The organism is Kocuria sp. UCD-OTCP (assembly GCF_000349605.1).
Taxonomy (GTDB): Bacteria; Actinomycetota; Actinomycetes; order Actinomycetales; family Micrococcaceae; genus Kocuria; species Kocuria rosea.
The window spans coordinates 1-25,037 of record NZ_AOSQ01000040.1 but is presented as its reverse complement, the minus strand read 5'-3'; the positions used below and the strand labels follow the sequence as shown (position 1 = coordinate 25,037).

The window sequence follows — 25,037 nt, the reverse complement described above, 5'->3', positions numbered from 1 at the left end:
AGCGCCGATGGTACTGCACCCGGAAGGGTGTGGGAGAGTAGGACACCGCCGGACCACACCACCAGGGTCGAGCCCCCGCACCACACGGTGCGGGGGCTCCCCGCATTTAACACCCATCACCCAGCACGAGCTCTACGGGACAGGCCCTCATCCCACGGTGAGGGCCTGTGCTCATCCTTGGGCCCCGCTGCCGCCGGCGAGCGAGCCGGACCCGCGATACGGCCGCCGCTCCACGGACCGACCGCTGTCCGTCACAGAAGCGCGGGACCGGCCGACAGCGGATAATGCGGGCATGGATGCGACCGACCATGAGTCCTTCACCCCGAGGGTGATCGAGCAGGACGAGCAGCCCACGGCGGTGGTGACGGGAACGGTGGCCATGGGCGAGCTGCGGGAGTTCTTCGACCGCGCCTTCGGCGAACTGGGACAGGCGATGTCCGACGGGGCGTTCGAGCCGACGGGTCCTCCGATGGCCGTCTACCACGGGGTTCCGGCGGAGACGGTGCACCTGGAGGTGGGTTTCCCGGTGCAGGGGGAGGTCTCCCCGAAGGGCGCAGTGGTGGCGGGCCGGCTGTCCGCCTCTCGCGTGGCGACGTCCGTGCACCGCGGCAACTACGACGACCTCGGGCGATCCTGGCAGCACCTGGCGGAGTGGGCGGGGCAGCAGGGGCTCGCCCTCGGCGACCGCATGTGGGAGGTCTACGTGACCGAGCCGCGGCCGGGGGACGACCCTGCCGACATGGTCACCGAGCTCTACTGGATGCTTCGTCCCTGATGTCCCGCGGGCCGCTCGGCCCACGGCCGGGGAAGGCCTCGTCGATCCCGCCGCCGAAGACGTACACGCCCGCCGCCTTGGCCTCCTCGATGACGGCGTGCGAGGCGTCCACCACCGCCTCGAAATCCTCCTCGGGGACCACCATGGCCTCACTCGGGAACGAGATCAGGTACTTCGTCATGGAAGGGCTCCTCTGCTCCGGCGGCGCCGTCCCTCGGCTCCTCGGCGGGGCACCGCACGGGTGCCCCGCCCGATGATGGCTCCGACGCCGGACCTAGGGTCAAGGCGGAGCCTCGGGAACGATCCGCGGCATCCGGTCGAGGGGAGCCGTCCGAGCGGGCGCTGCGGGGCCCCGCCCCGCAGCGGATGGAGCCGGACGATTACCGAGCGGTGTGTGCGTCCGATAGCGTCAGCTCCGCCGGGTTCTCCTGTGCGGATCCGGTCGCGGTGTGCCGGCCGATGAGCTTGTTCATGACCACGGCGATGGCACCGTCCCCGGTCACGTTCGTCGCGGTGCCGAAGGAGTCGATGGCGATGTACGTGGCGATCATCAGGGCCACCGCGGTCTCGTCGAAGCCGAGCATGCCCTGGAGCAGACCCACGGCGGCCATGATCGCGCCGCCGGGAACGCCCGGGGCGGCGACCATCGTGATCCCCAGCATGAGGATGAAGCCCACGTAGGCCACGTCGTCGATGGGGGTGCCGGTGATGGTCATGACGGCCGTCGAGAACAGCACGATCTTCAGCGTGGACCCGGCGAGGTGGATCGTCGCGCTCAGCGGGATCACGAAGCCTGCCACGGACGGACGGACGCCGTTGGCCTCCGCGCACCTCAGGGTGACCGGGATGGTCGCGGCGGAGGACGACGTGCCCAGCGCTGTGGCGTAGGCCGGCAGCATGTTCTTCAGCAGGGTCGCGGGGTTGCGGCCCACGTAGATCCCCGCGACGACGTACTGGGCGACGAGCAGCACGACGGACAGGGCCAGGGCGACGAGCACCACCTTCGAGAAGGTGGCGACGACCACCAGGATCTGTCCGTTCATGGTGAGCCCCATGAACATCCCGAAGATGTAGAGGGGCAGCAGCGGGATGATGACCAGCTCCACGATGCGCATGATGATCCGGCGCAGGTCGTCCATGCTCCGGTGGAGGGTGTCACCCGGTATGAGGGTGATGCCCACCCCCAGGCAGAAGGCCAGGAGAAGCGCTGTCATGACGCCGAACACGGGTTCCATCTCGAGCGTGAAGAAGCCGGCGAGGGCGCTCTCCTCCGGGTTGGCCAGGGCGTCGACGTCTCGCTCCCCGGCCAGCAGCCACGGGTATCCGGCGCGGGCGACGGCGAAGGCCAGCAGACCGGAGAGGACGGTGGAGGCGTACGCGATGGCGGCGGTCACGCCGAGCCACTTGCCGGCCCCTCTGCCGAGGTCGCCGATGGCCGGGGTGACGAGACCGACGATCAGCAGCGGGACGATGAAGCCGAGGAAAGCGCTGAAGAGGCCGTTGAACGTCAGGAAGACTCGGGCGAGCGGTTCGGGAAAGAACAGACCGCAGGCGACGCCCAGGACGATGCCGAGCAGCACGCGCACCAGGAGGTGGGACGTGAGGGGTTTTTTGGACATGAGCCCATCATCCGACGAGGGAGCGGCCGGGGACGAATCGGGACAGAGGGTCGTCGGACCTGCTTATACAATGGGAACGATCATCATGGCGGACCGTTCTCCGGCCACCGCCGACATCCACGAGAGCCGACCGGCACCGCGTCGGCACAGAGGAGCGGTACGTGTCCGAGTCTTTCCAGCACGGGTCCCGGGACGAGCGTCGGAACGGACATTCCGGCGACCGCCGGTCCGGCGGAGGAGCCGGGCGCGAGGGCGACCGGTCCGGCGCCCAGCCCCGACGCCGTTTCGACGAGGGGCAGCGCGGTCCGGCTCGCGACGGCGAAGCGCGCGGACGCAACTCCCAGGACCGCGGAGCCGCCGACCGGCCCGGCCGCGACCGTCAGGACGACCGTCGTGGCGGGTACGCGCCGCGAGGCGACCGGCGGGACGACCGGCAAGGTGATCGTCGCGGAGGCTACAGCGACGACCGCCGGCGTGATGACCGTCAGGGTGAGCGGGGGTCGCGCCGTGAGGGCGAGGGCTACCGCGGTCGCCGCGACGACCGTCAGGACGAGCGTCGTGGCGGGTACGCGCCGCGAAGTGACCGGCGTGATGACCGTCAGGGTGAGCGGGGGTCGCGCCGTGAGGGCGAGGGCTACCGCGGTCGCCGCGACGACCGCCAGGACGACCGTCGTGGCGGGTACGCGCCGCGAGGCGACTGGCGGGACGACCGGCAAGGTGATCGTCGCGGAGGCTACGGCGACGACCGCCGGCGTGATGACCGGCAGGGTGAGCGGGGGCCGCGCCGGGAGGGCGAGGGCTACCGCGGTCGCCGCGACGACCGCCAGGACGACCGTCNCCGGCGTGATGACCGGCAGGGTGAGCGGGGGCCGCGCCGGGAGGGCGAGGGCTACCGCGGTCGCCGCGACGACCGCCAGGACGACCGTCGCGGTGGCTACGCCCCGCGCGGTGACCGGCGTGACGACCGGCAAGGTGACCGTCGCGGAGGCCACGGCGACGACCGCCGCGGCGGGTACGCGCCGCGAGGTGACCGACGCGGCGGGATCCCGGACCGCGACGAGGGCTACCGGGGCCGGCGTGACGACCGGGACGACGTCTCGACCCACCGTCACCGGGCGCCCGAGGTGGACGAGGACATCACGGGTCGTGAGCTCGACAAGCCGACCCGTGCCCAGCTGGGGGCGCTCGAGCCGCGCAACGCCGAGGCCGTCGCCAAGCACCTGGTCATGGCCGGGCGCTACCTGTTCGACGTCCCCGAGCTCGCGCTCGAGCACGCGCAGGCGGCGGGACGGCGCGGCGGCCGCATCGCCGCCGTGCGGGAGGCGACCGGCGTCGCGGCGTACGAGGCGGGTGACTACGCACTAGCGCTCAAGGAGCTGCGCACGTTCCGCCGGATGACCGGAGCCGACATCCACCTGCCCCTGATGGTCGACTGCGAGCGGGCCCTCGGACGCCTGGACAAGGCCGTGGAGCTCGCGACGTCCGAGGCCGTGCAGTCGCTCGAGCCCAGCGAGAAGGTGGAGCTGGCCATCGTCCTGGCCGGCATGCGCCGGGACCAGGGGGACGCCCAGGGTGCGGTGGACGCGCTGACCATTCCGCAGCTGGACAGGAACCGGGGCTTCCCGTACAGCCCCCGGCTGTTCCGCGCCTACGCCGAGGCCCTGCGGGGCGTCGGCAGGGACCGCGAGGCCCTGACCTGGGACCGGCAGGCCGTGGTGGCCGAGGCCGCCCTCGGGACGGGGCAGTTCGCCGAGCCGGAGATCGTCGACTTCGACGACGAGGAGGAGACCGAGCAGGTGCCGGCCGGCGGCGTCGTCCTGGCCGACGCCGAGGACACGGCCCAGGACCCGACCTCGGACCCGGCGGACGCACCGGCCGCAGACGCGGTCGAGGCCTCCGGCGACGATCCGGGCCTCGACCCCGACGGCGGGGCGGACGACGAGAGCGAGGACGTGCTCGACGAGGGCACCGAGGAGGAACCGGACCTGGATCCGGACGACGAGGCGGAGGGCTCGGAGCACGACCTGGACCCGGACGACGACTTCGAGGGCGGCTCCGAGGCCGACCTCGACCCGGACGACGACGAGGATCTCACCGACCTCGACGGCGACGACGCGAGTGACGACGAGCGTGACGAGGCGAGCGACGGCACGGACGGCGGCCCGCGGCGTGGCTGAGCGGCTGCTCGACCGGTACGACGCCGTCCTGAGCGATCTGGACGGCGTCGTCTACGCCGGCCCGCACGCCATCCCCGGCGCTCCGGAGGTCCTCCGCCGGATCTCCGAGGACGGCGTGCCCGTGGTGTTCGTGACGAACAACGCCTCGCGCTCCGTCGCGACGGTCGCCGAGCACCTGACGGACCTGGGCGTACCCACGGGCCCGGACGGCGTGGTGAGCGCCGCGCAGGCGGGAGCCGAGCTCCTGGCGCAGCGGGTCCCGGCCGGCACCGCGGTGCTCGTCACCGGTTCCCAGGCCCTGGCCGACGTCGTCGCGGAGGCCGGGCTGGTCCCGGTCCGCGCCCAGTCCGACGAGCCCCGCGCCGTGATCCAGGGCTTCGACCCCGGCCTGGGCTGGGCCGAGCTGGCCGAGGCCGCGTACACGCTGGCCGACCCGGACGTGCTGTGGGTCGCGACCAACACCGACCGCACCATTCCGCAGGCCCGCGGTCTGGCGCCCGGCAACGGCACGCTCGTGGCCGCCGTGGCGGCCACGACGGCGCGGCCGCCGGTCGTGGCCGGCAAGCCGGAGGCCCCCATCTTCCGCACCGCCGCCGAGCGGGCGGGCAGCGCCCGGCCCGTGGTGCTGGGGGACCGGCTGGACACCGACATCCGGGGCGGCAACGCCGCCGGCTTCGCGACGATCGCGGTCCTCACCGGGGTGGACACCGTGCACACGATCCTCGCCGCGTGCAGCGCGGAGCGCCCGGACCACGTCGTCGGGACCCTGCACGCGCTCTTCGAGCCGTATCCCGAGGTCGAGGTCTCGTCCTCCGCCGGAGCGCACTCCGCGCGCTGCGGAGCGGCGGAGGCCGAGACCGACGGCACGCGGCTGCGGATCCGCGGCGCCCAGGACGACCTCGACGCCTGGCGGGCCGCGTGCGCGGCCTGGTGGGCGGCGCACCCCGACACCGACGTCCCCGTGGTCCCGGACCCCGAGTGGGAGGCGGGCGAGTGACCGGGGGCGCCGGGGCGCAGCGCCCGGCCGGGGACGACGGCCCAGCCCTGCGCCCGACCGGTCACGCCCGGGTGGACGCCGTGCTGGACCGTGCCGGTGAGCTGGAGGCGCTGCCCGTCGCGGAGCACCCCGGCCGCTACGACGAGCTGCACGCGGCACTCGTCGCCGAGCTCGACGCCGAGCCCGGCACGGTCCCCGCCGGCCTCGTGCCGCGACCCGGCACCGGACAGGAGGAGGCGGCGCACCGGTGAGCTCCCGTCTCGACCAGGAGCTGACCGCGCGGGCGCTGGCCCGCTCCCGCACGGTCGCCGCCCGGTGGATCGGCGAGGGCCGGGTCCTCGTGAACGGCCGCCCCGCGACCAAGCCCTCCGTCCGGGTCGGCCCCGAGGACCTGCTGGAGGTCCGGCCCGCGGACGTCCCGGACTACGTCAGCCGGGCCGGGCACAAGCTCGCCGGAGCGCTCGCGGCCTTCCCGGACATCGACGTGGCGGGCAAGCGGTGCCTCGACGCCGGCGCCTCGACGGGCGGGTTCACCGACGTGCTGCTGCGACGGGGCGCCCGGGAGGTGGTCGCCGTGGACGTGGGCCACGACCAGCTCGACCCCTCGCTCCGGGCCGACCCCCGGGTGCGGGTGCTGGAGGGCATGAACGTGCGCTGGATGCGCCCCGAGGACATCGGCGGCCCGGCGGAGCTCACGGTCTGCGACCTGTCCTTCATCTCGCTCACCCTGGTCCTGGAGCCGCTGGCGGCGGCCACGGTGCCGGGCGGTGACCTCGTGCTCATGGTCAAGCCGCAGTTCGAGGTCGGTGCCGAGCGCCTCGCGCGCACGGGGGTGGTCACGAGCGAGCAGGAGCGGGCCCGGGCCGTCGAGGCCGTGGCCGCCGCCGCCCGGGCCCACGGACTGTCGGTCCGGGGCCGGGAGCGCAGCCCGCTGCCGGGCCAGGACGGCAACCACGAGTTCTTCCTGTGGTGCCGCCGGGACCAGCCGTCCTGACTGTCCCCGCCCTCGCGTAGGGTGGTGAGCGGTGCCCGGTCCGCGGGCACGGCGTGCGCCACGGGCCGGTCCCGGTCCTGACGACGCCCGCGCGCACCGAGCAGTCGAGAACGGGAGGACCCGGTGAGCAGAAAGATCCTGGTCATGGCCCACATGGGCCGGCAAGAGGCCAAGGACGCCGCCCGCGACTCCTGTCTCCAGCTGCACGAGGCCGGCCTGGTGCCGGTGATCTCGCGGGCGGACCTCGAGGCGCTCCAGGAGGACGCGGAGCCGCTCGCGCCCGTGGAGGTCATCGAGGAGGACGTCTCCCTGCGGGAGATCGAGCTCGTCATGGTGCTCGGCGGGGACGGGTCCATCCTGCGCGCCGCCGAACTGGTGCGCAGCGTTGACACCCCGCTGCTCGGGGTCAACCTGGGCCACGTGGGCTTCCTCGCCGAGAGCGAGCGCTCCGACCTGCGCGAGTCCGTGGAGGCCATCGTGGACGGGCGCTACACGGTGGAGCAGCGCATGACGATCGACGTCACCGTGTGGCAGGGCGAGAAGAAGGTCCTGCACACCTGGGCGCTGAACGAGGCCTCGGTGGAGAAGGGCGACCGCGAGAAGATGGTCGAGGTGGTCATCGAGGTGGACCGCCGGCCGCTGAGCACCTTCGGGTGCGACGGTGTGGTCCTCGCCACCCCGACCGGATCCACCGCCTACGCGTTCTCCGCAGGCGGGCCCGTGGTGTGGCCAGAGGTCGAGGCGCTGCTCATGGTGCCCCTCAGCGCCCACGCCCTGTTCTCCCGGCCCCTGGTCATCTCCCCGAACTCCATGATGGCCGTCGAGGTCCTCACCCGCACCGACGCCCGCGGCGTGCTGTGGTGCGACGGCCGCCGGACCACCGAGCTGCCGCCGGGCTCCCGGATCGAGGTGGTGCGCTCCCCGAAGGCGGTCAATCTCGCGCGGATGCACCTCACCCCCTTCTCGGAGCGACTCGTGCGGAAGTTCGAGCTGCCCACGAGCGGCTGGCGGGGGCCGGTGCCCCCGCACGAGGCGGCCGCGGCGCGGACCACGGCCCTGCCCGTCGTCCGCGGCGACGAGGCGCAGGAGCAGCAGAAGTCCACCGTCGGGCACGAGATGCCGCACGAGCCGGACGCCCCGGCGCCCACCGTACCCACGACGAGTCCGGGGAGGCCGGCTGAATGATCGAGGAGATCCGCATCCACGACCTCGGGGTCATCACCGACGCCGTGCTGCCCCTCGGCCCGGGGCTGAGCATCCTCTCCGGTGAGACCGGCGCGGGCAAGACCATGGTGGTGACCGCCCTCGGGATGCTGCTGGGCAACCGCTCCGACGCCGGCGCCGTGCGCTCCGGGGCGCCCAAGGCCGTCGCCGAGGCCGTCGTGCGGGTGCCGGCCGGCCATCCCGCCGCGGTCCTCGTCGAGGACGCCGGCGGCGCGGTGGACGTCGAGGCCGTCGGGGACGCCGAGGAGGCCCTCGTCACCGTCGCGCGGACGGTGACCGCGGAGGGGCGCAGCCGCGCCCACGTCGGTGGCCGCTCCGCTCCCGTGGGCACCCTCTCCGCGGTGGGCCAGACCCTGGTGGCGGTGCACGGCCAGTCCGACCAGCTGCGGCTGAGGTCCCCGGCCGCCCAGCGCCACGCCCTGGACCAGTACGCGGGGGAGGAGCTGGCCGCGGAGCTGCGCCGCTACCGGGAGCGCCTCGACGAGTACCGCTCCGTGCAGCAGACCCTGCGCGAGGTCACCGAGCACGGCCGCGAACGCGCCCTCGAGGCGCAGAGCCTGCAGGGCGCCCTCGAGGAGATCGACGCCGTGGACCCCCAGCCCGGCGAGGACGAGCGCCTCGACCAGGAGAGCCAGAAGCTGACCAACCTCGAGCAGCTGCGCGCCGCCGCCCTCACGGCCCACGCCGCTCTGAGCGGCGGGGAGTTCGCCGACGCCGACACCCCGGACGCGACCGCCCTCGTGGCGGCGGCGCACCGGGCCCTGGAGCAGGAGGCCGGCTCCGACCGTGATCTCGAGGAGCTGTCGGGGCGGGTCGCCGAGCTGGCCGTGCTCGTCAACGACATCGCCGCGGACCTCTCGGGCTACGCCTCGGGGCTCGACGACGAGGGCCCCGCCCGCCTGGCCGAGGTGGAGTCCCGGCGGGCCAAGCTCAAGTCCCTGACCCGCAAGTACGGCGCCACCGTGGACGAGGTCCTCGACTGGGCGGGGCGCTCGCGGGCGCGCCTCGACGAGCTGACGGACGACCCCGCGCGGGAGCAGGAGCTCCGGGCGCGGCTCGAGCAGCTGCACGCCGAGCTGAGCGAGCTGGCCGCGCGGATGACCGAACGGCGCCGGGACGCCGCCCACCGGCTCTCCGGTGCCGTCAGCTCCGAGCTCACGGCACTGGCCATGCCCAACGCCTCCCTCGTCATCGAGGTCGAGCCCACCGAGGAGTTCTCCGGCCACGGGAGGGACGAGATCTCGTTCCTCCTCAGACCGCACGCCGCCGCCGCGCCCCGGCCCCTCGGCAAGGGCGCCTCCGGCGGTGAGCTGTCCCGCCTCATGCTCGCCATCGAGGTGGTCCTCGCCGCCGTGGACCCCGTGCCCACCTTCGTCTTCGACGAGGTGGACTCGGGGGTGGGCGGCAAGGCCGCCGTGGAGATCGGCCGCCGGCTGAAGATGCTCGCCCAGCACGTCCAGGTCCTCGTGGTGACGCACCTGCCGCAGGTCGCGGCGTTCGCCGACCAGCACATCCTCGTCACGAAGAGCACGGACGCCACGGTCAGCGACGTGCGCGTGCTCGACGCGGAGGAGCGCGTGGTGGAGCTCGCCCGCATGCTCGCCGGCCACGAGGACTCCGCGGCGGCCCGTGAGCACGCCCGGGAGCTCGTCCGTGGCGCGGTGCTCTGAGGTGCCGCCGCCCGGTGATCCCCAGCACGCAACCGACGTCCTGAGCGGACAAGAATGATAGGGTCGAATTCCGTGGTGAATGCAAACGAAGCCGCCCACGAGGCCGGCGCACAGCAGACCGAAAACCAGCGACCGGGCAAGGTGACCCGCCAGATCTTCGTGACGGGCGGCGTGGCCTCCTCCCTCGGCAAGGGCCTGACGGCCTCGTCCCTCGGGATGCTGCTGCGGGCGCGCGGGCTCTCCGTGACGATGCAGAAGCTGGATCCGTACCTCAACGTCGATCCGGGCACCATGAACCCCTTCCAGCACGGCGAGGTCTTCGTGACCGACGACGGGGCGGAGACCGACCTCGACATCGGCCACTACGAGCGGTTCCTCGACGAGAACCTCGACGCCTCGGCGAACGTGACCACCGGACAGGTGTACTCCACGGTCATCGCCAAGGAGCGCCGCGGCGAGTACCTCGGGGACACCGTCCAGGTCATCCCCCACATCACCGACGAGCTGAAGAACCGCATGCGCCGCCGCGCGCAGGGCGACGACCAGCCGGACATCATCATCACCGAGATCGGCGGCACGGTCGGCGACATCGAGTCCCAGCCGTTCCTCGAGGCCGCGCGGCAGGTCCGCCAGGACGTCGGCCGCCGCAACGTGTTCTACCTGCACGTCTCCCTGATCCCGTACATCGGTCCTTCGGGCGAGCTGAAGACCAAGCCGACCCAGCACTCCGTGGCGGCGCTGCGCGGGCTCGGCATCCAGCCGGACGCGCTGGTGCTGCGCTCCGACCGGCAGGTGCCGGACACGATGCTGCGCAAGATCGGCAACGCCTGCGACGTCGACCACGACGCCGTGATCTCCTGCCCCGACGCCCCGAGCATCTACGACATCCCCCGGACCCTGCACAGCCAGGGGCTCGACACCTACATCCTCGACTACCTGGGGCTGGACTACCGGAACGCGGACCTGGCGCAGTGGGAGCGGCTGCTCAAGGCCGTGCACGAGCCCTCCCACTTCGTCACGGTGGCCATGGTCGGCAAGTACATCGACCTGCCGGACGCCTACCTGTCGGTCTCCGAGGCCCTGCGGGCCGGCGGCTTCGCCAACGACGCCCGCGTGAAGATCAAGTGGGTGGCCTCGGACCTGTGCGAGACGCCGGAGGGCGCCCAGCGCGAGCTCGGCGACGTCGACGCGATCTGCGTCCCCGGGGGCTTCGGCATCCGCGGCATCGAGGGCAAGCTCGGCACCCTGCGCTTCGCCCGGGAGCACCGCATCCCGACCCTCGGGCTGTGCCTGGGCCTGCAGTGCATGGTCATCGAGTTCGCCCGCTCGGAGCTCGGCCTGGCGGGGGCCTCCTCGACCGAGTTCGAGCCGGAGACCGCCCACCCGGTCGTGGCGACCATGGACGAGCAGAAGCAGTTCGTCGAGGGTGCCGGTGACCTGGGCGGCACCATGCGGCTCGGCCTCTACGACGCGCAGCTGCGGCCCGGGTCCGTCGTGGCCGGCGCCTACGGCTCCACCGAGGTCAAGGAGCGCCACCGTCACCGTTACGAGGTCAACAACGAGTACCGGGAGCGCCTCGAGGAGGCGGGGCTCGTGATCTCCGGGACCTCTCCGGGCGGCACCCTCGTGGAGTTCGTGGAGCTGCCCGCCGACGTCCACCCGTACTACGTGGGCACCCAGGCGCACCCCGAGCTCATGTCCCGCCCGACCCGCCCGCACCCGCTGTTCGACGGGCTCGTCAAGGCGGCCCTCGAGCGCCGTGAGGCCGAGGGCCGCTGAGCCCCCGCCCGTCACCGCACGGGCGTCCCGGTGCAGGCGCCGGTCCTCGCGAGGACCGGCGCCTGCACCGTCTCCCCATCCGCACCCCGCCCGCCGCTCCCGTCGCCCCGCGACGGCGGCCGTTCCGAAAGAGACCCCATGGACATCCGCCACCTCGCACCCGAGGAGCTCTCCGACCAGCTCAGCGACCGCCGCACGGTGGCCTCCGAGACGGTCTACGAGGGCTTCATCTGGGACGTCCGGCGCGACGAGTTCGAGCTCGCCAGGGGGGAGGACCCGCTGCGGCGCGACTACATCACCCACCCCGGCGCCGTGTCCGTGCTCGTGCTCAACGACCGCGACGAGGTGTTCCTGATCAACCAGTACCGCCGGCCGGTCGGGATGACCATGTGGGAGATCCCCGCCGGCCTGCTCGATGTCGAGGGGGAGGACCCCGCCGTGGCGGCCCAGCGGGAGCTCGCGGAGGAGGCCGACCTGCGGGCCGAGCGCTGGGACGTGCTCGTGGACTTCCACAACAGCCCCGGTTCCTCCTCGGAGGCCAACCGGATCTTCCTGGCCCGTGGTCTCAGCGACGTCCCGGACCACGAGCTCCACGAGCGGGACGGCGAGGAGGCGGAGATCCACGGGGCGTGGGTCCCGCTCGACGGAGCGGTGCGGGCGGTGCTGGAGGGCCGGCTGAACTCGCCCGCCGCGGTGATCGGGGTCCTCGCCGCCCACGCCGCCCGGGCGGAGGGCTACCGGTCCCTGCGCCCGGCCGACGCCCCGTGGCCCGGTCACCCCGACCTCCGGTGACCGGCCTCCCCACCGACGGGACGTCCGGGACCTCGCCCGGCGCCCCGTCCGGTGACCACCCCGGCGACGCGCTCGACCGCGCCCTGGAGCGCTATCTGCAGCACCTGGCCGTCGAACGGGGGCTGGCCGCCAACACGCTGGCCGCCTACCGCCGGGACCTGCGCCGCTACGCCGAGCACCTCCGCGAGCGGACGGACCCGCCCGTGACCACCCCGGAGGGCATCACCACCGGTCACGTGCGCGACTTCCTCCGGGACCTGTCCGCCGGGTCGCAGGACAGCGCGCCCCTGAGCACCCGCAGCGCCGCCCGCACCCTCGTCGCGGTCCGGGGCGCCCACCGGTTCTGGGTCCTCGAGGGGATGACGCGCACGGACCCCGCGGCCCCCGTCCAGCCGCCCACGCCCGGGATGCGCCTGCCCAAGGCCGTCCCGGTCGAGCAGGTCACCGCGCTGCTCGAGTCGACCGGCACCGACACCCCCCAGCAGCTGCGCGACCGGGCGCTGCTGGAGCTGCTCTACTCGACGGGCGCCCGGATCTCGGAGGCGACCGGCCTCGACGTCGACGACCTCTCCCGGGCCGTGCGCCGCAGCGGGGAACCGGAGGAGAGCGGAGCGGGGATGCCCTTCGTGCGGCTGTTCGGCAAGGGCGGCAAGGAACGGATGGTGCCGCTGGGCTCCTGGGCCGTGCGCGCCGTGGACGAGTGGCTCGTGCGGGGCCGGCCCGCGCTCGCCGCCCGGGGACGAGGCACCCCCGCGCTGTTCCTCAACGCCCGGGGCGGGCGGATCAGCCGCCAGACGGCGTGGACCACGGTGAAGAGCGCGGCGGAGCGGGTGGGCCTGGGCGACCGGATCACCCCGCACACGCTGCGGCACTCCTTCGCGACCCACCTCCTCGAGGGCGGCGCCGACCTGCGGGTCGTCCAGGAGCTGCTCGGCCACGCGTCGGTCAGCACCACCCAGGTCTACACCCTGGTGACCGTCGACTCCCTGCGCGAGGTCTACGCCGCAGCCCACCCCCGCGCCCGGTAGCCGGGGCGGGTCACCGGCAGCGCGTCCCGGAGGGGTCACACACGCGCCGGTGCTTTCGGGAAGGCCCGCCGGCGGCCTAGCCTGGACGCACGCCCGAGCGCTCCGCTCGGCGGACGGACGGGGACGTCATGCGCGAGACCACGCGGCACAGCACACGGCAGACCACGCAGCCCAGCACGCGGAGGACCGGGCGGACGGGCCGGACGCTGCTCGTCCTGCTGTTCGCCCTCGGACTGGCCTTCCCGGGACTGGTCCTCCCCGGCCTCGGCACCCCGGCGTTCGGGGCCACGGCGATCCAGGCCGAGCACCAGCGGCTCGGGGGAGCGGACGGCCGGCTCGGCCGGGCCCTGGGGGCCGAGCGGTGCGGGCTCGTCCGGGGCGGCTGCTACCAGAAGTTCGAGCGCGGGACCATCCACTGGTCCCCGCGGACCGGGGCCCGTCCCACGTGGGGTGCGATCCGTGCGGCGTGGGCCGCGCAGGACCACGAGCGGGGGCCGCTGGGCTACCCCGTGGGCCGTGAGGTGTGCGGACTGCGCGACGCCGGCTGCCACCAGGCCTTCGAGGGCGGGGTCGTGGTGTGGTCGCGGCCGAGCGGGGCGCATCCCACCGGCGGCGGCATCCGGGCGGCCTGGCTGCGCCACGGCGCGGAGCACGGCGCCCTGGGGTATCCGGTCTCGGCGGAGTCCTGCACGGGCGGCGGCTGCCGTCAGACCTTCCAGCGCGGGTCCGTCAGCTGGGCCCGCGGCGCCGGAACCCGGGTGGTCCGGGAGATCGACCGTGCCGCGTCGGTGTACGTCGTCGTCAACAAGCGCCGCCCCCTCGACCCGGCCGACCACGTGCCGCGCCCCCTCGAGTCCGTGGGCGGGCAGCTCCTGCGGGCGGACGCCGCCGCGGCGTTCCGGCGGATGCAGCGGGCCGCGGCGGCGGACGGGGCGCCCCTGACCGCGGTCAGCGGCTACCGCTCCTACGCCACGCAGGCCGGCCTCTACCGCGACTACGTGGCGCGCTACGGGCAGGCGCAGGCGGACCTGATCTCGGCGAGGCCGGGTCACAGCGAGCACCAGACCGGGCTGGTCATGGACATCGGCGACCCGAGCGGGGAGTGCGGTCTGCAGAGCTGCTTCGAGGGGACCCCGGCCGGGGCGTGGGCGCGCGAGCACGCCCACGAGCACGGCTTCGTCGTGCGGTATCCCCGCGGCCGGACCGCGACCACGGGCTACGCCTACGAGCCGTGGCACCTGCGCTACGTCGGCGTGCACGTGGCCTCCGGCATGGTCGACCAGGACATCCCCACGCTCGAGCACTACATGGGGCTGCCCGCGGCGCCCACCTACTGAGCCCGCCGCGTCCCGCCCGGACGTCTCCCGTCCGGACCGTCGCGGGACGGGAGCGGACCGGCGGAGACGGGCAGGGGGACGGGTCCCCGGACCCGCCCCCCGCCCGGCGCGCTACAGGTGCCGCTCGTCCGGGCCGTTGTACTCGGACAGCGGGCGGATCAGGGAGTTGGCGGCCACCTGCTCCATGACGTGCGCGGTCCAGCCGGTGATCCGGGCGGCCACGAACAGCGGGGTGAACGTGGGGATGTCGAAGCCCATGAGCCAGTAGGTGGGACCGGCGGGGTAGTCGAGGTTGGGCTTGATGCCCTTCGCCTGGTCCATGGACCGCTCGAGCCCGTTGTACAGGCCCAGCAGCTCGCCCCGGCCGTAGTGGGCGACCATCGTGTCCAGGGCCGCCTTCATGGTGGGCACCCGCGAGTCACCGTGCTTGTACACGCGGTGGCCGAAGCCCATGACCTTCTTCTTCGCCGCCAGGGCCTCGTCCATCCAGGCCTTGGCGCGGGTCTCGGCCTCGGCCTCGGTCTCCTCCTTGCGGATGCCCAGCTCCACGAACGTCTCCATGACGGCCTCGTTGGCCCCGCCGTGCAGCGGGCCCTTGAGCGCGCCGATGGCGGCCGTGACCGCCGAGTGCAGGTCCGACAGGGTCGAGGTCACCACCCGGGCCGTGAACGTCGAGGCGTTGAAGGAGTGCTCGGCGTAGAGGATCATCGACACGTTGAACGCCTCGACGACCTGGGGGTCGGCCTCCTCGCCGAAGGCCATCCACAGGAAGTTCGCCGAGTAGTCGAGGTCGTCGCGCGGCTCCACCACGTCCTGGCCGCGGCGTCGGCGCTGGTCGTAGCAGACGACGGCGGGCATCGCCGCGAACAGCTTCTGCGCCTTGGCCAGGTTCGCCGCGGGGGAGGAGTCCTCGGCCTGCGGGTCCTGGGCGCCCAGGACGGAGGCTGCGGTGCGGCACACGTCCATGGGGTGGCAGGTGGTCGGCAGGGCGTCGATGATCGCCTTGAGCTCGGGCGTCAGCGCCCGGTGCTCCCGCTCCCGGGCCCGGAACTCCGCCAGCTCCTCGTCCGTGGGCAGCTCGCCGTTCCACAGCAGCAGGGCGACCTGCTCGAAGGAGCAGTTCGCCGCGAGCTCCTGGACGGGATAGCCGCGGTAGAGCAGGGAGTTGGTGTCCGGGTTGACCTTGGAGATGGCCGTGTAGTCGGCGACGACGCCGGCCAGTCCCTTGTGGACCTCGCTCTGGGTCTCGGTCATGGTGGTCTCCTTCACGTGGTCGGTGCGGTGGGTGCGGTCAGTGGTGCAGCCCGGGGACCTCGAAGTCGAAGACCCCGGAGTCGAACTGGTTGTACCCGTTGTAGTCCACCAGTTCGTAGAGCCGGGCGCGAGTGAGCATCTCCGGCACGGCCGCCTCCTGGGTGCCGTCGGTGCGGAGGGTGTCCAGCACGCGCTCCATGGCGCCCAGGGCGGCGCGCATCAGGGTCACCGGGTAGATGATCATGTTCACCCCGGCGTCCTGGAGCTGGTCGGCGGTGAACAGCTGCGACTTCCCGAACTCGGTCATGTTCGCCAGGATCGGCACGTCCACCGCGGCCCGCATCGCCTCGAACTCGGACAGGTCGGCCATGGCCTCGGGGAAGATCGCGTCCGCCCCGGCGTCCACCAGGGCCTTCGCCCGGTCGGTGGCGGCGTCCAGGCCCTCGACGCCGCGGATGTCGGTGCGGGCCATGATCAGGAAGTTCGGGTCCCGGCGGGCCTCGGCGGCGGCCCGGATCCGCTTGACGGCGGTGGCCAGGTCCACGACGTTCTTGCCGTCCAGGTGGCCGCAGCGCTTGGGGTTGAACTGGTCCTCGATGTGGCACCCGGCCAGGCCGGCGTTCTCGAGCTCCTGGACGGTGCGGGCCACGTTCATGGGCTCGCCGAAGCCGGTGTCGGCGTCCACGAGGCACGGCAGATCGGTCACCCGGGCGATCTGCCCGGCCCGGGCGGCCACCTCGGGCAGGGCGGTGAGCCCGATGTCGGGGAAGCCGAGCTCGTTGGCGAGCACGGCCCCGGAGATGTAGACGCCGTCGAAGCCCTGCTCCTGGATGAGCTTCGTGGACAACGGGGTGTAGGCGCCGGGGAAGCGGACGGTGCGGGGGCCGGCCAGCATCTCGCGCAGGGCGATCCGCTTGGCCTCGGGGGTGGTGGTGGAGAACAGCATGGCTTAGAAGATTCCCTTCGTGCCGGTGCGCAGGGGATGCGAGGCGGTGACGTTGAGGGCGTCGAGCTCGCCGGCGCCCAGGGCCGGGAGGTTCTCGGCGGCGGCGATGAACCGGTCCAGCTCGTCGTCGGCGACGATCCCGGCGGCCAGCGTCCGCAGCTTGGTGACGTACTGCTCGCGGGCGAACGGGCGGGCGCCCAGCGGGTGGGCGTCGGCCACGGCGATCTCGTCGGTGATCACGGTGCCGTCGGTGAGGGTGATCTCCACCGACCCGCCGAAGGCCTTCTCGCTGATGTCCAGGGAGTGGTAGCGGCGGGTCCACTCGGGGTCCTCGGCGGTGGTCACCTTCTGCCACAGCTCGACGGTGTCCGGGCGTCCGGCGCGCTCCGGGGCGTAGGAGTCCACGTGGTGCCAGGTGCCGTCCTGCAGGGCCACGGTGAAGATGTAGGGGATCGAGTGGTCGAGGGTCTCCCGCGATGCGGTGGGGTCGTACTTCTGCGGGTCGTTGGCCCCGGAGCCGATGACGTAGTGGGTGTGGTGGCTGGTGCGGATCACCACCGAGGTCACGTTGTCGGGGTCCTTTGCCTCGGGGTGCTCGCGGTGCAGCTTGCGGGCCAGGTCGATCCAGGCCTGCGCCTGGTACTCCGCCGAGTGCTCCTTGGTGTAGGTGTCCAGGATCGCGGCCTTGGCCTCCCCGGGGGCCGGCAGCGGGACCTCGTAGGCCGCACCCGGGCCGTCCAGCAGCCAGGCGATGACCCCGTCCTCGCCCTCGTAGATGGGGGTGGGGGAGGTCTGCCCGCGCATGGCGCGGTCCACGGCCTCCACGGCCATCTTCCCGGCGAAGGCCGGGGCGTGGGCCTTCCAGGTGGAGATCTCGCCCTTGCGGGACTGGCGGGTGGCGGTGGTGGTGTGCAGGCCCTGGCCGATGGCGTGGAAGATCGTCTCCACGGGCAGGCCGAGCAGGGTGCCGATCCCGGCGGCCGCGGAGGGGCCGAGGTGGGCGACGTGGTCGATCTTGTGGGCGTGCAGGCAGATCGCCTTCACGAGGTCCACCTGCAGCTCGTAGCCGGTGGCGATGCCGCGGACCAGGTCGTGGCCGGTGGCCCCCACGTGCTGGGCCACGGCCAGGATCGGGGGGATGTTGTCGCCGGGGTGGGAGTACTCGGCGGCCAGGAACGTGTCGTGGTAGTCGAGCTCGCGCACGGCCACGCCGTTGGCCCACGCCGCCCACTCGGGGGAGACCTTGCGGGTGGCGGTGTCCACGCCGTAGAGGCCCGAGCCCGTGCCGCCCGGGGTGGGCGCGTGGGCCAGGGCCTGGTCCCGGGCGGAGACGATCGGGTCGCGGTTGAGGGAGGCGATCGCGACCGAGGCGTTGTCCAGGACCCGGTTGATCACCATCTCCGTCACCTCGGGGGTGACCTCGACCGGGTCGGCGGCGACCTCGGCCATCTTCCAGGCGAGCTGCTCCTCGCGGGGCAGGTTGTCCTTGGACGGGTGGACGCGCACGGAATGGAGAACGGTCATGGGAGTTCCTCTCGTGGGGACGGACGACCGCCGGCGGCGGTCGAAGGGGTGTCCGCGCTCAGCCGGCGGCCTCGAGCGGGGGAGCGGGCTGGACCCACTCCCGGACAGGGGTGGTCAGGACGGCCTGCAGCGAGTTGGCCAGGTGCACACGGGTCGCCGCCTCGGCGAGCTCCTCGGAGCCCTCCGCGACGGCGCGGGCGATCTGGGCGTGCTCGGCGGCGGCGCGCGCGAGCCGGTCGGGGTTGGTGCGGGAGAGCTTGCGCACCCGGGCCAGGTGCAGGCGCAGGGAGCGCTGGGCCGCGGTGAGGTACGGATTGGCCGTGGCCTCGTCGATGGCGCGGTCCATGCGCTCCACGAGGTCGTAGTACCCGGCCCGGTCCGTGCCCGGCCCGTGGAGCTGGGCCACGACCGCCTCGAGCTCGGCGGCCAGCTCCTGGAACGCGACGGGGTCGCGGCGCCGGGCGGCCAGCCGGGCCGCCCGGCAGTCGAGGGCCTCCCGCAGCTCGAACAGGGCGCGGACGTCCTCGAGGGAGACCTGGGAGACCACGACGCCGCGGCCCCGGTGCGCCTCCGCGAGACCGTCGGCGGTGAGCCGGCTGAGGGCCTCGCGGATCGGCGTGCGCGAGATGCCGAAGCGCTCCGACTGCTCGACCTCGCCGAGCACCTGGCCCGGGAGCAGCCGCCACTCGACGATGTCCTCGCGCAGGGCCTCGTAGGCGCGGTCGCTGGCTCGCACGGCTCCCTCCTCGCTCTTGTCGCCCGCGACGGGGAGTGCGCCGCGGACTCTGGGTGACAGGCATCACAATGCCCGAGCATTGTATACACAGTTCGGTACGGATGACGAGGGATTTGGTCCGGATCGGCTCGATCGTGCATCTGTGTATACAGAGGTCTTGTCGTGTGTGACCTGCACCACTAGGGTGTCCGGCAGGACCGCAACCCCTGGGAGGGACCCATGAGCACCGACCACCGAACACCGCCGCCGGCCGAGGGCTACGCGGAGGTCTACCGCCGCAGCGTGCAGGACCCGGAGGGGTTCTGGCTCGACGCCGCCCGCGCCGTGGACTGGGTGCGCGAGCCCACCACCGCCCTCGACGACACCGCAGCCCCGCTCTACCGCTGGTTCCCCGACGGCGAGCTCAACACCTCCTACAACGCCCTCGACCGACATGTGGAGGCCGGTCACGGCGAGCGCACCGCGCTCGTCTACGACTCCGCCGTGCTGGGGGTCCAGGAGCGGTTCAGCTACGCGCGCCTGCGGGACGACGTCGCCCTGTTCGCCGGGGCGCTCGCCGCCCGGGGGGTGGGCAAGGGCGACCGGGTGCTCGTCTACCTCCCGATGATCCCGCAGGCCGTCGTGGCGATGCTCGCCTGCGCCCGGCTGGGTGCGGTGCACTCGGTGGTCTTCGGCGGGTTCGCCCCGAAGGAGCTCGCCTCCCGCATCGACGACTCCCGGCCGGTCGTGGTGGTGACCACGACCGGCGGGGTGGAGCCGAGGCGGCGGATCGAGTACATCCCGGCCATCGAGGAGGCCCTGCGGCTCGCCGAGCACGCCCCCGGGACGGTGCTGGTGCACGAGCGCCCGGGGTTCGAGACGACGCTCGAGGACGCCCGGGGCCGGGCCGGGGCCGGCGGGCAGCCGGCCGTCGAGTGGCTCGACTGGGCGGAGGCCGTCGAGGGCGCCGAGCCCGCGGCGCCCGTCCCGGTCGCGGCCACCGACCCGCTCTACGTCCTGTACACCTCCGGGACCACCGGGACCCCCAAGGGCGTGGTCCGCGACAACGGCGGGCACGCCGTGGCCCTGACGTGGTCCATGCGCCACATCTACGACGTCGGCCCCGGCGAGGTGATGTGGACCGCGTCCGACGTCGGCTGGGTGGTGGGCCACTCCTACATCGTCTACGGCCCGCTCCTGGCCGGCGCCACGACCGTGCTCTACGAGGGCAAGCCCGTGGGCACCCCGGACGCCGGGGCGTTCTGGCAGCGCGTCGAGGACCACGGCGTCAAGGTGCTGTTCACGGCGCCCACGGCCCTGCGGGCCATCCGCCGGGCGGATCCCGAGGGCGAGCTGGTGCGCCGGCACGACATCGGCTCCCTGCGGGCCCTGTTCGTGGCGGGGGAGCGGCTCGACCCGGAGACGTACCACTGGGCCGCCCGGGTGCTGGGCGTCCCGGTCGTCGACCACTGGTGGCAGACGGAGACGGGGTGGGCCATCTGCGCCAACCCCTTCGGGATCGAGCGGCTGCCCCTGAAGGCCGGCTCGCCGTCCGTGCCGGTGCCGGGCTACCGGGTGGAGATCCTGGACCCGCTGGGCCGGCCGGTGGAGACCGGCGAGGAGGGCAACATCGCCCTGCGCCTCCCGCTGCCGCCGGGCACGCTCCCCACGCTGTGGGGCGACGACCAGCGGTTCGTGGACTCCTACCTCAGCGCGTTCCCCGGCTACTACGCCACGGGTGACTCCGGCCACGTGGACGAGGACGGCTACGTCTACGTCATGGGGCGCACCGACGACGTCATCAACGTCTCCGGGCACCGCCTGTCCACCGGGGCCATGGAGCAGGTCCTCGCCTCCCACCCGGCGGTGGCCGAGTGCGCCGTGATCGGGGTGGGGGACCCGCTGAAGGGCCAGCGGCCGTCCGGGTACGTGGTGCTCAAGACCGGTGCCGACGTCCCGCCGGAGCAGCTCCGGGAGGAGCTCGTGGCGCTCGTGCGCCGGCAGATCGGGGCGGTGGCGGACTTCAAGGACGTGGCCGTGGTGGAGGGGCTCCCCAAGACCCGCTCGGGGAAGATCCTGCGCAAGACCATGCGGCAGATGGCCGACGGCGAGGACTACACCGTGCCCTCGACGATCGAGGACGCCTCCGTGCTCGAGGCCCTCGAGGGCGTGCTGCGCCCGCCGAGCGGTTCGTGACGCTCCGGCGCACGGCACGGGGTCAGCGGCCGGGGGAGACGTCCTGCCCGGCCCAGCCGTACTCGAGCTCGGGCCGCCCGGGGGTGCCGTGGCGTGGGCGGCGCTGCACGAGGCCCCGGGCCGTCAGGTGCTCGAGGTAGCGCCGCGCCGTGACCCGGGACAGCGTGCTGCGCTCGGCGACCTCACCGGCCGAGAGCCACTCCCCGCCCCGGATCAGCGCGGTGACGGACTCGAGGGTCTGCGGGGACAGGCCCTTGGGCGCGTCCGGGCGGGTGGGCGCGCCCAGGGCCGCGAACGCGCGGTCCACCTCCGCCTGGCCCACCGTCCCGGCCGCGCCCAGGGCGGAGCGGTAGCGCCGGTAGGCGTCGAGCTTCTCCTCGAACACGGCGTAGGTGAAGGGCTTGATGAGGTAGCCGACCACGCCCAGGGTGCTCGCGGCCCGGACGGTCGCCACGTCCCGGTGCGCCGTGATCACCAGCAGGTCCACCGTCTCGCCGCGGGCGCGCAGGGTCCGTGCCACGTCGAGACCGGACATGTCCGGCAGGTTCACGTCCAGCAGCACCAGGTCCACGGGTCGCCCCGCCCGCCGGGCGGCCTGCACGGCCTGCACGGCCGTCCGCCCGGACACGGCGGTGGCGGCCGCCTCGAAGCCCGGTGAGCGCTCGACGTACTGGGCGTGGGCGGCGGCGGTGAGCGGCTCGTCGTCGACGACCAGGACGCGGACCGGCGCGCTCACGGGGCCCGCCCCGCCGCGGCGTCGCGGGCCACCGGGACGGTCACCGTGAACACGGCCCCGCCGTCGTTGCGGTGCTCGATCCGCGCGCCCCACCGCTCGACGACCTCCCGCACCAGGTGCAGGCCCACGCCGCGGCCCTCCGGGCCGGCCGGCTTCGTGGTGACGCCGAGCTCGAACACCTCCCGGGCGAGGTCGTCGGGGACCCCCATCCCGGTGTCGGCGACGGTGATCACGACCGCGTCCCGGGCGGGGTCCGCGGCGTCGGGCGCCCGGGCGATCTCGACCTCGACGACCGGGCGGACCCGGTCGGCGTTGGCCGCGGCGGCCTCGACGGCGTTGTCGACGAGGTTGCCGACGAGGGTCACGAGGTCGGCGGGGGAGACGGGGATCCGGGGCGCGTCCGGGTCGACGACGACCTCCAGCTCCACGCCGCGCTCGTGGGCCGCGGCGGTCTTGCCGACCAGCAGGGCCGCGAGGAACGGGTCGTCGAGGTGGGCGAGGAGGTCGTCGGACAGCACCCGGGTGCGCACCATGTCCGCCGAGGCGAAGCCGAGGGCCTCCTCGTCCCGGCCGAGCTCCAGCAGGGAGACGACCGTGTGCATGCGGTTGGCGTGCTCGTGGGTCTGGGCCCGCAGCGCCCCGGCCAGCGTCGCGGTGGCGCGCAGCTGTCCCGAGAGCCGCGAGATCTCGGTGTGGTCCCGCAGGATCACGATCGTGCCGCGCCCCGCGAGCGCTCCGCGGGCCGGGAGGGCCGAGACGATGAGGGTGCGCTCCCCGACCACGAACCACTGCTCCTGCACGGGCGCGCCGGCGCGCAGGAGGACCGCCAGCGCGTCCGGCAGGTCCAGGTCCGCGACGGGGAGGGGTTCGTGCCGGGCCGGTCCCGGGGTCGCCGGCGCCCGGACCCCGAGCAGCTCCCGGGCCCGGGCGTTGAGCACCTGCACCGCGCCGGTCGTGTCCACGAGCAGGAGGCCCTCCGTGGCCTCGTTGAGCACGGCGTCGTGCAGCGCGTGCACCTGGGCGAGCTCCTCCGGCCCCCAGCCGTGGGTGACCCGGCCCAGGTACCGGGAGCCGAGGGCCGCGACCGTCGCCGACGCGGCCAGCAGCAGCAGCCCGACGAGGAGCACCGCCGGCAGCTGGGCGAGCGCCTGCTGCGAGACGGCCTCGAGGAGGACACCGGTGGCCACGAGCGCCACGACCGCGCCGTCCCCGTCCCGGACCGGGGTGATCGTGCGCACGGAGGGGCCGAGGTTGCCGCGCTCCGTGCTGGTCCAGGTCTGTCCGGCGAGCGCGTGCGAGCGGTCCCCGCGGTAGGCCTCGCCGACCGAGGAGGGTAGGGGGTGCGTCCAGCGGGTGCCGTCCGGGGCCATGATCGTGACGAAGTCGAGGTCCGTGTCCGCGAGCAGCCGGTCCGTGAGCGGCTGCAGCACGGCGTGCGGGTCCGGCCCGCCCACCGCCTCGAGCACGTACGGGTCGTCCGCCAGAGCCGTGGCGAGGACCCGGGTCACCGCCTCGGCGCGCTCCACGACCGCGCCGCGCTCGTGGGCGAACAGGACGAGGGAGACGGCGAGGGTCACCAGCGCGACGACGGCGAGCTGCATCAGGAAGAAGCGCCGGGCCAGGGACATGTCCGCTCCTTGATCTCCCGGTCGTCCCTCCCTCTCTTGTGGTGGGCGTCACGACCATTATGACCACAACACGACAGGGCGCCGGGCCGCGGTGAGACTCGTCACATCGGCCCGATCCCGGGTCCCGCGCTCCACCCCACCGCGCTACCCACCCGAACCGGAGGACAAGCATGGCCACCGTCGCCACGGACCCCGTCGACCCGCAGCCGCCCGCCCAGAAGCAGAAGAAGGACAGGACGCACTACCTGTACGTCTTCGTGATCGTCGCCGTCGTCGCCGGCGCCGTCCTGGGCCTCCTGGCCCCCGAATTCGCCCAGACGCTCAAGCCGGTCGGCACCGCGTTCATCGCCCTGATCAAGATGATGATCGCCCCCATCATCTTCTGCACGATCGTCCTGGGCGTCGGCTCCATCGCCAAGGCGGCGACCGTCGGCAAGGTCGGCGGCCTGGCCCTGGCCTACTTCATGGCGATGTCCACCATGGCACTGGGCATCGGCCTGGTGGTGGGCAACCTCATCCACCCGGGCGAGGGCCTGAACATCCAGGGCTCGGAGTACGAGGTCACGGACGCGGGCCACGGCGACGGGGAGGGCGGGACCATCGGGTTCCTGCTCGGCATCATCCCCACGTCCCTGCTGTCCTCCCTGACCGAGGGCAACATCCTACAGACCCTGTTCGTGGCGCTCATCGTGGGCTTCGCGCTGCAGCAGATGGGCCCGGCCGGCAAGCCCGTGCTCAAGGCCGTCGGCTACGTCCAGGCCCTGGTCTTCCGGATCCTGATCATGGTCATGTGGGTCGCCCCCATCGGGGCGTTCGGCGCGATCGCCGGTGTGGTCGGCGAGACCGGCGTCCAGGCCATCGTCTCGATGGCCACCTTGATGATCGCCTTCTACCTCACCTGCGTCCTGTTCATCGTGGTGGTCCTGGGCGGGCTCCTGAAGGCGGTCACGGGGATCAACATCTTCCGGCTCATGAAGTACCTGGGCCGCGAGTACCTGCTGATCTTCTCGACCTCCTCCTCCGAGGCGGCCCTGCCCCGGCTCATCGCCAAGATGGAGCACGTGGGCGTCTCCAAGCCCGTGGTCGGCGTCACGGTCCCGACCGGCTACTCCTTCAACCTGGACGGCACCGCCATCTACCTGACCATGGCCGCCCTCTTCGTCGCCTCCGCGATGGGCAGCCCGCTGGCCATCGGCGAGCAGATCTCCCTCCTGGTGTTCATGATCATCGCCTCGAAGGGCGCCGCCGGGGTCACCGGCGCCGGCCTGGCCACCCTGGCGGGCGGCCTGCAGTCCCACCGCCCCGACCTGGTCGACGGGGTCGGCATCATCGTCGGCATCGACCGCTTCATGTCCGAGGCCCGCGCCCTGACCAACTTCACCGGCAACGCCGTGGCCACCCTGCTGATCGGCAAGTGGACCCGCGAGATCGACCTCGTCCAGGTGGAGCGCGTGCTCTCCGGCCAGGACCGGTTCGACGAGTCCACCATGGCCGCCCACTCGCACGGCACCGCCGAGGACCGGCCCGCCGCCGAGACCGCTCCCGGGGCCCGGGTGGAGGACTCCGTCGCGGAGAAGCTCGAGGCCGCGGCCGGCGCCGGAGCGCGCTGACCCGTCCCCGTTTTCGAACGGGTTTTTCATAGGTCT

General features: G+C 73.4%; 20 protein-coding genes and 1 pseudogene. 13 read left to right on the top strand and 8 right to left on the bottom strand.

The window, feature by feature from the left end:
• Positions 1-292: 292 nt before the first annotated feature.
• The gene (locus H488_RS31895) at positions 293-775 is read left to right on the top strand and encodes a GyrI-like domain-containing protein (RefSeq protein WP_017834283.1); all 483 of its coding nucleotides are present in this window, start codon (positions 293-295) and stop codon (positions 773-775) included.
• Between the two features lie 37 nt (positions 776-812).
• Here the strand turns inward: H488_RS31895 and H488_RS0118800 are convergent.
• Positions 813-956: pseudogene (locus tag H488_RS0118800) on the bottom strand (transcription initiation protein); the annotation flags it as partial.
• 199 nt (positions 957-1,155) lie between these two features.
• Positions 1,156-2,394 (bottom strand): dicarboxylate/amino acid:cation symporter, encoded by a 1,239-nt coding sequence (locus H488_RS31890; protein ID WP_017834281.1) that lies wholly within the window; start codon positions 2,392-2,394, stop codon positions 1,156-1,158.
• 1,124 nt (positions 2,395-3,518) lie between these two features.
• Here H488_RS31890 and H488_RS37480 point away from each other — a divergent pair.
• The 10 genes from H488_RS37480 to H488_RS36190 all read left to right on the top strand — a co-directional run bounded on the left by H488_RS37480 (position 3,519) and on the right by H488_RS36190 (position 14,392).
• A complete protein-coding gene (locus H488_RS37480) occupies positions 3,519-4,571 on the top strand; it encodes a hypothetical protein (protein ID WP_017834279.1) in 1,053 nt (350 codons plus the stop codon).
• The gene (locus H488_RS31885; RefSeq protein ID WP_017834278.1) at positions 4,564-5,568 is read left to right on the top strand and encodes an HAD-IIA family hydrolase; all 1,005 of its coding nucleotides are present in this window, start codon (positions 4,564-4,566) and stop codon (positions 5,566-5,568) included. Before H488_RS37480 ends, H488_RS31885 begins: the two co-directional genes overlap by 8 nt.
• Positions 5,565-5,819: a hypothetical protein gene (locus H488_RS31880; protein WP_017834277.1), complete on the top strand. Its 255-nt coding sequence runs from the start codon at positions 5,565-5,567 to the stop codon at positions 5,817-5,819. Before H488_RS31885 ends, H488_RS31880 begins: the two co-directional genes overlap by 4 nt.
• Entirely contained in the window at positions 5,816-6,562 is a 747-nt protein-coding gene (locus tag H488_RS31875) for a TlyA family RNA methyltransferase (RefSeq protein ID WP_017834276.1), read from the top strand. The genes H488_RS31880 and H488_RS31875 overlap by 4 nt, the downstream gene beginning before the upstream one ends.
• Positions 6,563-6,685: 123 nt before the next feature.
• The gene (locus tag H488_RS31870) at positions 6,686-7,747 is read left to right on the top strand and encodes an NAD kinase (protein WP_081615829.1); all 1,062 of its coding nucleotides are present in this window, start codon (positions 6,686-6,688) and stop codon (positions 7,745-7,747) included.
• Positions 7,744-9,456, top strand: a complete 1,713-nt coding sequence (recN, locus tag H488_RS31865; protein ID WP_017834274.1) for a DNA repair protein RecN — start codon at positions 7,744-7,746, stop codon at positions 9,454-9,456. The genes H488_RS31870 and recN overlap by 4 nt, the downstream gene beginning before the upstream one ends.
• A 54-nt stretch (positions 9,457-9,510) precedes the next feature.
• Positions 9,511-11,235: a CTP synthase gene (locus tag H488_RS31860; RefSeq protein ID WP_031283415.1), complete on the top strand. Its 1,725-nt coding sequence runs from the start codon at positions 9,511-9,513 to the stop codon at positions 11,233-11,235.
• Positions 11,236-11,373: 138 nt separating this feature from the next.
• Entirely contained in the window at positions 11,374-12,027 is a 654-nt protein-coding gene (locus H488_RS31855; protein WP_017834272.1) for an NUDIX domain-containing protein, read from the top strand.
• Entirely contained in the window at positions 12,024-13,055 is a 1,032-nt protein-coding gene (locus H488_RS31850; RefSeq protein WP_017834271.1) for a site-specific tyrosine recombinase XerD, read from the top strand. The genes H488_RS31855 and H488_RS31850 overlap by 4 nt, the downstream gene beginning before the upstream one ends.
• Positions 13,056-13,183: 128 nt before the next feature.
• Positions 13,184-14,392, top strand: a complete 1,209-nt coding sequence (locus H488_RS36190) for a D-alanyl-D-alanine carboxypeptidase family protein (protein WP_051063809.1) — start codon at positions 13,184-13,186, stop codon at positions 14,390-14,392.
• 111 nt (positions 14,393-14,503) lie between these two features.
• On the opposite strand, the gene H488_RS31845 is transcribed toward H488_RS36190, so the two are convergent.
• The 4 genes from H488_RS31845 to H488_RS31830 are packed head-to-tail and all read right to left on the bottom strand — an operon-like array spanning position 14,504 to position 18,852.
• Positions 14,504-15,646 carry a bifunctional 2-methylcitrate synthase/citrate synthase gene (locus H488_RS31845; protein WP_017834270.1) on the bottom strand — a complete coding sequence of 381 codons (1,143 nt, stop codon included), beginning with the start codon at positions 15,644-15,646 and terminating at the stop codon, positions 14,504-14,506.
• 37 nt (positions 15,647-15,683) lie between these two features.
• On the bottom strand, positions 15,684-16,592 hold the full coding sequence (gene prpB, locus H488_RS31840; protein WP_017834269.1) for a methylisocitrate lyase: 909 nt from the start codon (positions 16,590-16,592) through the stop codon (positions 15,684-15,686).
• Positions 16,593-16,595: 3 nt separating this feature from the next.
• Positions 16,596-18,116 (bottom strand): MmgE/PrpD family protein, encoded by a 1,521-nt coding sequence (locus H488_RS31835; protein ID WP_017834268.1) that lies wholly within the window; start codon positions 18,114-18,116, stop codon positions 16,596-16,598.
• Between the two features lie 58 nt (positions 18,117-18,174).
• Entirely contained in the window at positions 18,175-18,852 is a 678-nt protein-coding gene (locus tag H488_RS31830; protein WP_017834267.1) for a GntR family transcriptional regulator, read from the bottom strand.
• 219 nt (positions 18,853-19,071) lie between these two features.
• Between H488_RS31830 and H488_RS31825 the strand changes: the two genes are divergently transcribed.
• Entirely contained in the window at positions 19,072-21,027 is a 1,956-nt protein-coding gene (locus tag H488_RS31825; protein ID WP_017834266.1) for an AMP-binding protein, read from the top strand.
• A 22-nt stretch (positions 21,028-21,049) separates the two neighbouring features.
• Here H488_RS31825 and H488_RS31820 read toward each other — a convergent pair whose 3' ends face one another.
• Both H488_RS31820 and H488_RS31815 read right to left on the bottom strand, forming a co-directional pair.
• On the bottom strand, positions 21,050-21,763 hold the full coding sequence (locus tag H488_RS31820) for a response regulator (RefSeq protein ID WP_017834265.1): 714 nt from the start codon (positions 21,761-21,763) through the stop codon (positions 21,050-21,052).
• Entirely contained in the window at positions 21,760-23,391 is a 1,632-nt protein-coding gene (locus H488_RS31815; RefSeq protein WP_017834264.1) for a sensor histidine kinase, read from the bottom strand. The genes H488_RS31820 and H488_RS31815 overlap by 4 nt, the downstream gene beginning before the upstream one ends.
• Before the next feature lie 170 nt (positions 23,392-23,561).
• On the opposite strand from H488_RS31815, the gene H488_RS31810 reads away from it, so the two are divergent.
• Positions 23,562-25,001 carry a C4-dicarboxylate transporter DctA gene (locus H488_RS31810; protein ID WP_017834263.1) on the top strand — a complete coding sequence of 480 codons (1,440 nt, stop codon included), beginning with the start codon at positions 23,562-23,564 and terminating at the stop codon, positions 24,999-25,001.
• The last annotated feature ends 36 nt before the right edge of the window (positions 25,002-25,037 follow it).